The following is an 11,336-nucleotide window of genomic DNA, read 5'->3' as shown; positions in this document are numbered from 1 at the left end:
TTGGCAAATTTTTACTCCTTGGAAAAGGAGAGGAAACAACAGGTGGAAGGGAAAGAAAATCAATATTGGCTGATAGCATTGAAGCGATAATTGCCGCCATATTTCTTGACAGTAATATGGACAATGTCAAAGGACTCTTTCTGCCTAGGTTCAAGAAATATGTGAATTTGGCGGTTACTGGAAAGCTTAACATGGACTTTAAAACCAAACTTCAGGAAATCATACAAAAGGATGATCCTTCAAAGAAAATAAGATATAAGGTTTACAAGGAAGAAGGACCTGACCATGACAAGACATTCTATATCAGAGTATACCTTGACAAACAGACAATAGGACGAGGTCAGGGAAAGAGTAAGAAGAATGCAGAACAGGAAGCTGCAATGTCGGCACTGGCTAGCAGAGGATGCATAGATGAGAAAGAAGACTAAGATAATACCAATTTTCATTCCTCACCAGGGATGCCCAAATGACTGCATATTTTGCAATCAAAAGAAAATTACTGGCAAGGGAAAGTATTTGGATATTAATGAAATAGCAAATGATATAAAGGAATTCCTTTCAACCATAGATACTGAAAAATATGAAGTTGAAATAGCCTTTTTTGGAGGAAGCTTTACAGCCATAGATATTGAACTTCAAAAAAGCATTCTGGAGATTGCCTTTAGCTACAAGAATAGGAAGCTTGTTGATAGAATCAGATTGTCTACAAGACCTGATGCAATCGATAAGCAAATCCTGGATATGCTTGAATCTTATGGTGTTGACATCATTGAACTTGGTGTGCAGTCTTTAGACAATGACGTATTATATAAAATCAACAGAGGCCATACAACTGAAGATACTGTAGAAGCAAGCAGACTAATCAAGGAAAGAGGCCTTGTTCTAGGGCATCAAGTAATGCCGGGAGTTTATGGAAGCAGTTCTTTGAAAGATATAGAAACTGCTAAAAAATCCATCGAAATGAAACCTGATATTGTAAGAATTTATCCAGCTCTTACAATAAAAGATACAAAGATGGAGGAGCTTTTCAAGGAAGGTTCCTACAACCCTCCAAGTCTTGATGAAAGCGTTAACTTGGTCTCGTATATATATTCCCTCTATGAAATGGCGCGAATAAAAATAATAAGAGTGGGACTTCAGACTACTGAAAATATCAATTACGACAGCGATATTTCTGGTGGCCCCTTTCACCCTTCCTACAGGCAGTTGGTATTGACCAATATAATGACAAGCAGTCTGGTTTGGATGCTGAAGGACTGTGAATTGGATGAATTGACGGTTGAGTGCGACAAGACAACTATCAATTCGTTTTCAGGCATAAAGGGTATGGGAAAGAAGGTTTTGATTGATAAGCTAGCTCTAGCATCAATCAAGTTCAAGGAAGGAACGGAAGAAAATATGGTTTTGTTGAAATTTAATGATATGGAAGTTACTGTTGAAATAAAAAAATTCTTTGATTTTTTCATAAAAACTTACGAGGAGCCCGGATATGTATTTGAAGGAAATAATAATTAATGGATTCAAATCCTTTCCTGAAAAAACAGTTATAAAAATAAATTCTGAATTTACAGCCGTAGTTGGCCCTAACGGTAGTGGGAAGAGCAATATTTCTGATGCGTTCAAGTGGGTTATGGGTGAACAGAGTGCCAAGACTCTTAGAGGAACTAAAATGGAGGATGTTATTTTTGCAGGTACGGAAAAACGGAAACCTCTGGGATATGCGGAAGTGAACCTGGTATTTGACAATTCAGATAAAAGGCTTCCAATCGAGTATCATGAAGTATGTATTACAAGAAGAGTTTTTAGAACTGGAGAAAGTGATTATCTTCTTAATAAAACATCAACAAGGCTTAAAGAGATAAGAGAATTGTTTATGAACACTGGAATAGGAATAGATGGCTATTCTATCATAGGACAGGGAAGAGTTGAGGATATTGTTGGAGCAAAATCCGAAACAAGAAGAAAAGTAATTGAAGAGGCTGCAGGAATAGTCAAGTTTAAAACAAGAAAAGAAGAATCCATTAGGAAACTATCTAAAACAGAAGAAAATATTGAACGTGTTAATGATATAATTTCAGAAATCGAACAACGTATTGAACCTTTGAGAATACAGAAGGAATCTGCGGAAAAATATCTGGAATTGAAAAACACCTTGAAATCGGGGGAGCTTAATTTGTTATCTAGGGATTACGATATTCAAAATGAATTCCTAGAAAATATGAAAGAACAATTAAAAAGTAAAATAGAGGAATTGAAAAAAAAAGAAAAAAAACTGGAAAGCAGCCGAGATAAATTTGAGAAGCTGATTTCAGAAAATAAATCTTTGGATGAAGAAATTTCAAATGATGAACTTGAATATTCGGGATTCAACAAGAGATATCTTGAAAATGAAAGCACCCTAAAGCTTCATAAAGAAAAGAGGCTTCTTTTTGAATCTGAAAATGAGAAGATCAAAAACACATTGAAAAACAGTGACGAAAGAGTTTATGAATGGTCTGAAGAAATTGATAGATGCAAAAGTGAAGTAGTCAAGGTAAAGAGTGAAATTGACGGCAACAGGAAAATGCTTCTTGAAAAGGAACGAGAACTGGAAAATCATATAGAAGAGAGTAACAGCATTCAAAAGGCCATTGAAATGAAGAAAAATGATGTTTTTGCGATGTACAACATACAGACGGAAACTAAAAGTAAAATAAATATTGCTGATTCTCTCATATTAAACCTTGAAAATAGATATGAAAGTCTTGAGACGGAATACTCCACTGCTGAGGAATCCGAAAAAAGGATATTTGAGAATATTACTGAAAGCAATGAATTGCATGAAATAAATATGGCGAAAAAGAAAAAGTTGGCTGAAGAAGTACAGAAAACAGTCTCTGAAACAAAGGATTTGAAACTTAAAAAAAATGAATCGGACAAGGAACTTATTAGAATAAAAAACAGCTTCAATGAAATCGAATCTAAAAAAAAGATTATGAGCAGAATGCAGGAATCATATGACGGATATTACAAGAGCGTTCAAAGGTTCATGATTGATTGTAAAAATAACAATGTATTCAATAGAAGCATTATAGGAGTAGTGGCGGAACTGGTAGAAGCTGATAAATCCTATGAAAAGGCACTTCAAGTGGCATTGGGAAGTGCTGTTCAAAACATTCTTATTGAAAGTGAAAGGAATGCTTCGGAAATAATATCCTATTTGAAGAAGAGAAATATCGGAAGGATTACTTTTCTTCCCATTGATACAATTAAACCCAGAAAATTGAATCCTCGTGAATTGAATGAATTGAAATCCAAAGGCTGCATAGGTGTATTTAGTGAGTTGGTCAATTATGAAAACAAATATAAAAACATAATAGAATATCTTTTGGGAAGGGTAATATTAACCGATAATATTGAAAATGGAATAAAGATTGCCAAAAGTATAAATTACAGTGCAAAAATTGTAACTGTCTCAGGAGAAACCGTTAATGCTGGAGGATCAATTACAGGTGGTACAATAAAGAATCGTATTAACCTTGTTGGAAGAAAAAGAGAAATAAACGAATTGGAAGACCTTGCATCTCAGGCTGTTAAGGAAGGCGAGGATGAAAGCGACAGAAACAATAATATTTCAGACAAAATTCTAGAGCTTGATTTAAGGAATGAAAATTCAAGAACTTCCTTGAATAATGTTGATACAGATATAAAGAACAGCATACTTGAAACTAAATATCTTAAAGAAGAGCTTGAAAGAATCCAGTCTGGAAAGACCAAACTGGAAGAAGACTTCGAGTTTCTGAAAATAGAAAGAAAGAATTATCTTTCAGAAAAGGACAAAAGGAACCATGAACTGGATGTGTACAAGGATAAAATTCAATCCATTGAAAATGAATTGGAAGAAAGTAACAGTTCTTACAAGGATTCTGTAGAAGGGCTTGAAAGCAGAAGGGTTGGAATTACAGACTATAAAATCAAGATTTCAGAGCTGATGAACAGTAAAAAAAATGTATTGATTGAAGCTGGGAATTTTGAAAACAGAATTATTGCCGAAAAATCAACTGTCGATAATAGCAAAGAGTTAATTAAAAAAAATAATGCTCAATTAAGGGACTTGGATTCTGATTCCTTTGCTACAGAGGAATCAAACAGGGTGCTTTCCCACAAGGTGAAGTCCCTTGATATGAAACTGTCAGAAACCAGGGAACTTAAGAAAAAGAACCAGGAACTGCAGTATGGAATTCAAAAAAGTATGAATGAAGATACAAGGCTCATTGGAGAATTGGGAATTGAAAATAATTCAATAAAAGCGAAGATTGAAATCACAGAAAACAAAATAGCTTCCATATCAAATCAGATGTGGGAAGATTATGAAATGAGTTATGCAATGTGCTGTGAGTACAAAGATGAATCTTTAAGCATGACAAAGTTGAAGGAAACAGTGAGAAAGTCAAAAAAAGCCATAAAAAGCCTTGGAGATATAAATATAGGATCAATCGAAGAGTATAATACCGTGTCGGAAAGATACGAATTCCTTGTAAAACAAAGGGATGATCTTGACAAGGCAAAAGAAAAGTTGAACAGGGTAATAAGCGAGCTTGCCTACAAAATGAAAAAACAGTTCGGCGAAGAATTCGGTAAAATAAGGGAGCAGTTCAAGTCGGTATTTGTAAGTCTTTTCGATGGAGGAAAAGCTGACATAGTCATGTCTGATGAAAGCGACCTACTAAATAGTGATATAGAAATATATGCACAGCCTCCTGGAAAAAAGCTTAACAAAATTTCATTAATGTCAGGGGGAGAAAAGGCAATGACCGCCATAGCATTATTATTCTCAATACTTAGAATAAATCCCACTCCTTTTTGCATACTTGATGAAATAGAAGCAGCCCTTGATGATGCGAATGTATATAGATTTGCTGCATATCTTAAGGAATTTTCAAAGGAAACACAATTTTTGGTAATAACACATAGAAAGGGAACCATGGAGTTTGTAGACACCTTGTATGGAACAACAATGGAAGAACAAGGGGTTACAAAGCTGGTATCCATGAAACTTTCAAATTATAATATTTAGGAGGAAATATGGCAATAAATATTTTCAAGAAATTTACAGATGGATTAAAGAAAACAAAGGACGAGTTTGCATCTAAAATCGACGGTGTATTCAGCATGTATACCAAAATTGATGACGAACTTCTTGAGGACCTTGAGGATATTCTTATAGGTTCTGATATTGGAGTAGAGTCAACTTTGGATATTATTGAACACTTGAAAAACTGCGTCAAGACAGAAAAACTTAAGACACCTGATGAAATAAAAGTTAAGCTGAAGGAATACTTGAAGGAAATAATCCACACTGATGATGAATCTGATGATTCAAACATGAAAACACCAACGGTAATTCTTATTATTGGAGTAAATGGTGTGGGAAAGACAACAACAATTGGAAAGCTGGCAAACAGATACAGATCTATGGGCAAAAATGTTTTGGTGGCTGCAGGTGACACATTCAGAGCAGCGGCGGTTGAACAACTTCAGATTTGGTGCGATAGAGCAGGTGTTGATCTTATAGCAAACAAGGAAGGTAGTGATCCTGCTGCTGTTATATTCGATTCTGTACAGGCAGCTAAATCAAGAAATGCTGACATTCTTATCTGTGATACTGCAGGAAGGCTTCACAACAAGAAAAATCTCATGAACGAACTCAACAAGATTTTCAGAGTTGTGGACAAGGAATATGAATCAGCCTTCAAACAGGTTTATCTGGTCATAGATTCAACAACCGGACAAAATGGAATAATACAGGCAAAGACATTCAAGGAAGCTGCGGATATAGATGGAATAATTCTCACAAAGCTTGACGGTACTGCAAAAGGTGGAATAATCGTACCTATTCAAAAGGAAATAGGAGTGCCTGTAAAATATGTGGGACTGGGAGAACAGATTGATGATCTTCAACCTTTTGATTCCAATAAATTTGTTGATGCAATATTTGAATAAACTATTGACAACTGCACAATAATACATTACAATAACTACTTGTCAAGGTAAAAACTTTACAGGCGGTTTATGTATGTTGGATAAATATGAACGAATAGGCAGATTGTTTGATTACTATTCAAATATATTAAAGGATAAACACAAGGATGTTTTGGACCTTTACTATTTCCAGGACCTAAGTCTTGCTGAGATATCGGAAATATTTGATATGTCAAGACAGGGAGTTCACGATCTTTTAAAAAGAGCTGAAGGCAACCTAGAAAATTTTGAAAAAAAACTTGGTTTGATAGACAGGAACGACAACATAAGAGAAAAGCTGGAACTATTGAAAAATAATATGAACGGGAACGATTTTGACCAAAAGGATATAGTTCAAATTATTGATGGTCTGATTGATTCTTTATAGGTGATAATATGATATTTGAGAGTTTGTCTGATAAGATACAGGGAGCATTAAACAAACTAAAAGGCAAGGGAAAACTGACTGAAAAAGATATCAACAATGCCATGAGGGAAATAAAACTGTCACTATTGGAGGCCGATGTAAACTTCAAGGTGGTTAAGGATTTCATAAAAACACTTAAGGAACGTGCTCTTGGTTCCGAGGTTATGAATAGTTTGACTCCTGGACAGCAGGTTGTAAAGATAGTAAACGAGGAAATGATCAAGCTTTTGGGAGAAAGCGAGTCAAAAGTCGATTTTTCCGATGATATAACAGTTATAATGATGTGTGGTCTTCAGGGAGCTGGTAAGACTACAACATCTGGTAAGCTTGCATTGAAATTCAAAAAGCAAAACAAAAGGCCATTAATTGCGGCCTGTGACATATATAGACCAGCTGCAATAAAACAGTTGGAAGTAGTAGGTAAGGGCATAGATGTTCCCGTATTCAAGATAGAGGGAGAAAAAAATGTTGTAAAAATTGCCGAAGAAGCATATAAGGAAGCTAAAAAGAATGGCAATGATGTATTGATTATAGACACTGCCGGAAGACTTCATATAGATGAAGCTCTAATGGGTGAACTTCAGCAGATTAAATCCAGTCTTAGCCCTCGAGAAATACTTCTTGTACTTGATTCAATGACTGGACAGGATGCTGTTAAAATAGCTGAAGCTTTTAATTCAACAATGGAAATTTCAGGTGTTATTCTGACAAAGGTTGATGGCGATGCAAGAGGTGGAGCAGCATTATCCCTGAGGGCAGTAACTAGCAAGCCTATAAAGTTTGTTACAACCGGTGAAAAAATGTCGGATTTGGAACCGTTTTATCCGGATAGGATGGCATCAAGGATACTTGGAATGGGTGATGTATTAAGCCTTATTGAGAAAGCCCAAGAATCCTTTGACATAGATCAGGCAAAGGAAATGGAACAAAGGTTGAAAAGCATGCAGTTTACCTTTGATGACTTCCTGATGCAGATGGAACAGATGCAAAATCTTGGACCTTTGGATCAACTACTTGAGATGATTCCAGGAGCCAACTCAAAGCAACTAAAAAACATTAAAATTGACGAGAAGGAGCTTGTATATATCAAGGCTATAATTCAGTCAATGACAAAGAAAGAAAGAAATGATTCGTCAATCATCAACGGCAACAGAAGAAAAAGAATTGCAGCTGGAAGTGGTACCTCGGTACAGAGAGTCAACCGTCTTTTGAAGCAGTTCAACGAGACAAGGAAGATGATGAAGAAGATGGGATCAATGGAAAAGACAATGAAGAAGCGTGGTGGCTTTAAAATGCCTTTTTAAGAAATAAAGTTATTTAAGATGTAAGTCTTTAATATATAAATGATTTGATTTTCAAATCAAAAACAAATTAAATTAGGAGGTGAATATAATGGCAGTAAAAATAAGATTGAAAAGAATGGGTGCAAAAAAGAAGCCTTTTTATAGAATAGTTGTTGCAGATTCAAGATCGCCTAGAGATGGAAAATTTATCGAGGAAATAGGTTACTATAATCCAGTAGTAGAGCCTAAGATTATTAAGATCAACGAAGAAAGCGCAATCAAATGGTTGAATAATGGTGCGAAGCCCACAGATACTGTAAATGTTTTGTTTAAGAAAAACGGTGTCTATGATAAAAGAGAAGAAAGCAAATAAAGGTGGTGCATTAAATGGGAGAATTAGTAGAATATATTGCTAAGTCACTTGTAGATAATCCAGAAGAAGTTAGTGTGAATGAAATAGAAGGTAGTCAATCCCTAATTATCGAACTGAAAGTTGCACCTGATGATATGGGTAAAATCATTGGGAAACAAGGCAGAATAGCTAAAGCGTTACGTACCCTTGTAAAAGCAGCTGCCACTAAGGACAATAAAAGAGTTATAATAGAAATAATTCAGTAAGGATTAGCTAACGCTAATCCTTATATTTTCATGGTGTATCAAGATGATCATGTAGAAATTATAATGGAAATTTGCTGGAACGAATGAAGAATCCAATGGTTCAATTTCATGAGAATTTAATTCTCGTGAAATTGGATTGTTTGGACAATGTAAAAAACTTAGGATATTGATATTCCGAAGTTTTTAATATTTAGACGAGGTAGTAATGGAAAAAATAATAAGAGTTGGTAAAATTGTAAACACACATGGTTTAAAAGGAGAAGTCAAATGTATTTGTCTTACAGATGATATGGAAAGATTTAACGACTTTGACTATGTTTATATAGAAGATACTGAAGAACGTTTGGATATTGTCGGAGTTAGATATACGAAAGGCATGGTATACCTTAAGCTTAAGGGTTTGGATAATATAAATCTTGTTGAAAAATACATGAATAAATATATAATAATCGACGAGACACAGAGGGTGACTCTTGAAGAAGATTCATATTTTGTTTCAGATCTAATAGGTCTTGAGGTTTTCGATCTTGAAGGAAATTATCTTGGCAAGATTACTTATGTATACCAGACAGGAGCCAATGACGTCTACGAGCTGGACAATAACAAAGAACTTTTAATACCTGCCATTAAGGATGTGGTCAAGTCTGTTGACATTAATCAGGGCAGGATGACAATAAAGAAGATTGAAGGATTGTTGTCGTGAAGTTTAAATTGATAAGCCTTTTTCCTGAAATGCTTGAGAGTATTCTATCTGTAAGTATAATAGGAAGGGCTGTTAAGGACGAGAAACTCTTAATTGAATATATACAATTAAGAGACTATTCCGAAAACAAGCATAAAAAAGTTGACGATTATCCTTATGGTGGGGGTCCTGGAATGCTTTTGAAGCCTGAACCGGTATACAATGCCCTTATGCAAAACAGAAATCAAAAATCAAAGGTTATATACATGTCTCCAAAAGGGAAAAACCTTAGCCAAAATATTGTCAAAAGGCTGGCTGAGGAAGATGAGATAATAATTATTGCAGGCCACTATGAAGGCTTGGACCAGAGAATAATTGACAATTATATAGATGAATCCATTTCCATAGGTGAATATGTGTTGACTGGAGGAGAACTTCCTGCTGCAGTATTGGTTGATTCCATAGCGAGGTTGTTACCTGGAGTATTAAGTGGCGAGGAATCCTTTACATCGGAATCACATTATGATGTTCTTCTTGAGCATCCTCAATATACGAGACCTCAGGATTTCATGGGACTTAAGGTTCCTGATATACTATTATCAGGCAACCATGCTGAGATAGAAAAATGGAGAAGATACAAGTCAATAGAGCACACTCTCATATACAGGCCTGACCTTATTGATGGTAGAGATGAGCTTATTGAAGAATATAATGAATTAAATAAATACTTTTCAAAATAATTATTGATTAGAGCATTTGATTGTGATATAATACATGGAGTATACGGCGGTCCGCTGTAATTTGATTGCAAGAACGCTACAAAAGGAGGTATACTATGGACTTAATAAAAGCTATTGAGCAAGAACAACTAAATGAAAGTTTAACAGAATTTAATGTTGGTGATACAGTAAAGGTTCACTATAGAATCAAGGAAGGTAACAGAGAAAGAATTCAAGTATTTGAAGGTACTGTTTTAAAGAGACAAGGCGGAAGCGTTAGAGAGACATTTACTGTAAGAAGAATATCATACGGTGTAGGTGTTGAAAGAACATTCCCAGTACATTCACCAAGAGTTGAAAAGCTTGAAGTTGTTAGAAGTGGTAAAGTTAGAAGAGCTAGATTATTCTATCTTAGAGAAAGAACTGGTAAATCTGCAAAAGTTAAAGAGAAGAAGATATATAGATAGATAATGAGGACTTTCTAGTCCTCATTTTTTCTTAGTAAAACTCATATAATGATTAAATAGAAATAATAGCTTTTCAACATTAATAAACAAATATTCGAAAGATTTTTAATCTTAGAATTTAAAATATAGGAGATTATTATGGCAATAAATTGGTATCCCGGTCATATGAAAAAGACCAATGAAATGATAAGGGATAATTTAAAATTAGTAGACTTGATTATAGAAATTGTTGACGCAAGAATACCACAAAGCAGTAGAAATCCAATATTAAAAAATATATCGGCAAACAAGCATCATATAATATTGATGAACAAGTCTGATCTTGCAGATCCAAAAATTTCCGAGATGTGGAGGAAAGAATATACGAAAGATAATGTAAATTGTATTTTGTACAATTCTACCCAGGACTCTACGGCAAAATTTTTTAATTCTATAAGCGATATAGCTGATGAAATTTTATCTAAATACAAAAAGAAAGGTTATTTCAACAGACAATTGAAAGCGATGGTAGTTGGAGTACCGAATGTTGGGAAATCTACTTTTATAAACCGAATAGCAAAAAGAAAAGGGGCCAATATTGGAGATAGACCGGGTATTACAAAATGTAAACAGTGGATTAAAGTGAAAAATGGAATAGATCTTCTTGATACACCCGGAATACTTTGGCCTAAAATAGAAAATGATATTCAGGGATACAATCTTGCTGCTACAGGGGCAATAAGGGAAGAGATTCTTAATAAAAATGCCATTGCTAAATATATAGTAGAATTCTTAAATAAGAATTATAAAAGTAGCTTGATTAATAAATATCAAATCGAAACTGAGAACAAGGAAATACACGTTATCATCGATGATATAGCACGTAAAAACGGGTGTATACTGAAAGGTGATGAATTGGATTACGAGAGGGTTTCGAGGCTTATAATTAGCGATTTCAGAAGTGGTAAGTTAGGAAAGCTTACCTTGGAGAAGCCGAAAAATGCTTAAGATAGAAAATGAGCTTCATGAAAAAGGTTATAACAATATTGCCTGCATTGACGAAGTAGGAAGGGGATGTCTTTCCGGAGATGTAACAGCATGTGCTGTAATAATGCCCGAAAGACTTCTTATTGACGGTGTAAATGATTCAAAAAAGCTTTC

At 34.7% G+C, this 11,336-nt stretch carries 12 protein-coding genes and 1 pseudogene; all 13 read left to right on the top strand.

Annotation, left to right across the window (positions count from 1 at the left end):
- The coding region (locus tag AC3AX0_RS02345; RefSeq protein WP_487548696.1) for a ribonuclease III family protein at positions 1–428 on the top strand (428 nt) is incomplete at its 5' end.
- A complete protein-coding gene (locus AC3AX0_RS02340) occupies positions 412–1,515 on the top strand; it encodes an elongator complex protein 3 (protein WP_487548695.1) in 1,104 nt (367 codons plus the stop codon). The genes AC3AX0_RS02345 and AC3AX0_RS02340, both read left to right, overlap by 17 nt.
- Positions 1,490–5,056 carry a chromosome segregation protein SMC gene (gene smc, locus AC3AX0_RS02335; RefSeq protein WP_487548694.1) on the top strand — a complete coding sequence of 1,189 codons (3,567 nt, stop codon included), beginning with the start codon at positions 1,490–1,492 and terminating at the stop codon, positions 5,054–5,056. The genes AC3AX0_RS02340 and smc overlap by 26 nt, the downstream gene beginning before the upstream one ends.
- Positions 5,057–5,064: 8 nt before the next feature.
- Positions 5,065–5,982 (top strand): signal recognition particle-docking protein FtsY, encoded by a 918-nt coding sequence (gene ftsY / locus AC3AX0_RS02330; RefSeq protein ID WP_487548693.1) that lies wholly within the window; start codon positions 5,065–5,067, stop codon positions 5,980–5,982.
- Between the two features lie 73 nt (positions 5,983–6,055).
- Positions 6,056–6,388 carry a YlxM family DNA-binding protein gene (gene ylxM, locus AC3AX0_RS02325; RefSeq protein WP_487548692.1) on the top strand — a complete coding sequence of 111 codons (333 nt, stop codon included), beginning with the start codon at positions 6,056–6,058 and terminating at the stop codon, positions 6,386–6,388.
- 8 nt (positions 6,389–6,396) lie between these two features.
- Positions 6,397–7,731 (top strand): signal recognition particle protein, encoded by a 1,335-nt coding sequence (gene ffh, locus AC3AX0_RS02320; RefSeq protein ID WP_487548691.1) that lies wholly within the window; start codon positions 6,397–6,399, stop codon positions 7,729–7,731.
- A gap of 88 nt (positions 7,732–7,819) precedes the next feature.
- Complete coding sequence (gene rpsP, locus AC3AX0_RS02315) at positions 7,820–8,083, top strand: 30S ribosomal protein S16 (protein ID WP_487548690.1); 264 nt, start codon at positions 7,820–7,822, stop codon at positions 8,081–8,083.
- Between the two features lie 14 nt (positions 8,084–8,097).
- Positions 8,098–8,328, top strand: a complete 231-nt coding sequence (locus AC3AX0_RS02310) for a KH domain-containing protein (protein WP_487548689.1) — start codon at positions 8,098–8,100, stop codon at positions 8,326–8,328.
- 205 nt (positions 8,329–8,533) lie between these two features.
- Complete coding sequence (gene rimM / locus AC3AX0_RS02305) at positions 8,534–9,031, top strand: ribosome maturation factor RimM (RefSeq protein ID WP_487548688.1); 498 nt, start codon at positions 8,534–8,536, stop codon at positions 9,029–9,031.
- Positions 9,028–9,750 (top strand): tRNA (guanosine(37)-N1)-methyltransferase TrmD, encoded by a 723-nt coding sequence (gene trmD / locus AC3AX0_RS02300; protein WP_487548687.1) that lies wholly within the window; start codon positions 9,028–9,030, stop codon positions 9,748–9,750. Before rimM ends, trmD begins: the two co-directional genes overlap by 4 nt.
- A 95-nt stretch (positions 9,751–9,845) precedes the next feature.
- Positions 9,846–10,196 (top strand): 50S ribosomal protein L19, encoded by a 351-nt coding sequence (gene rplS / locus AC3AX0_RS02295; RefSeq protein WP_487548686.1) that lies wholly within the window; start codon positions 9,846–9,848, stop codon positions 10,194–10,196.
- 138 nt (positions 10,197–10,334) lie between these two features.
- On the top strand, positions 10,335–11,183 hold the full coding sequence (gene ylqF / locus AC3AX0_RS02290; RefSeq protein ID WP_487548685.1) for a ribosome biogenesis GTPase YlqF: 849 nt from the start codon (positions 10,335–10,337) through the stop codon (positions 11,181–11,183).
- Positions 11,176–11,336 (top strand): annotated as a pseudogene (locus AC3AX0_RS02285) (ribonuclease HII); the annotation flags it as partial. The gene ylqF and the pseudogene AC3AX0_RS02285, both read left to right, overlap by 8 nt.

It is taken from the genome of Dethiosulfatibacter sp., from assembly GCF_983023055.1.
Note: the sequence above shows the minus strand (reverse complement) of the source record. Positions and strands in the feature narration are given on the sequence as shown.

What these genes read in the sequence shown, in the direction of transcription:
- AC3AX0_RS02340 (WP_487548695.1), top strand. Translation starts at nt 412, where the DNA reads ATGAGAAAGAAGACTAAGATAATACCAATTTTCATTCCTCACCAGGGA.
- smc (WP_487548694.1), top strand. Translation starts at nt 1,490, where the DNA reads ATGTATTTGAAGGAAATAATAATTAATGGATTCAAATCCTTTCCTGAA.
- ftsY (WP_487548693.1), top strand. Translation starts at nt 5,065, where the DNA reads ATGGCAATAAATATTTTCAAGAAATTTACAGATGGATTAAAGAAAACA.
- ylxM (WP_487548692.1), top strand. Translation starts at nt 6,056, where the DNA reads ATGTTGGATAAATATGAACGAATAGGCAGATTGTTTGATTACTATTCA.
- ffh (WP_487548691.1), top strand. Translation starts at nt 6,397, where the DNA reads ATGATATTTGAGAGTTTGTCTGATAAGATACAGGGAGCATTAAACAAA.
- rpsP (WP_487548690.1), top strand. Translation starts at nt 7,820, where the DNA reads ATGGCAGTAAAAATAAGATTGAAAAGAATGGGTGCAAAAAAGAAGCCT.
- AC3AX0_RS02310 (WP_487548689.1), top strand. Translation starts at nt 8,098, where the DNA reads ATGGGAGAATTAGTAGAATATATTGCTAAGTCACTTGTAGATAATCCA.
- rimM (WP_487548688.1), top strand. Translation starts at nt 8,534, where the DNA reads ATGGAAAAAATAATAAGAGTTGGTAAAATTGTAAACACACATGGTTTA.
- rplS (WP_487548686.1), top strand. Translation starts at nt 9,846, where the DNA reads ATGGACTTAATAAAAGCTATTGAGCAAGAACAACTAAATGAAAGTTTA.
- ylqF (WP_487548685.1), top strand. Translation starts at nt 10,335, where the DNA reads ATGGCAATAAATTGGTATCCCGGTCATATGAAAAAGACCAATGAAATG.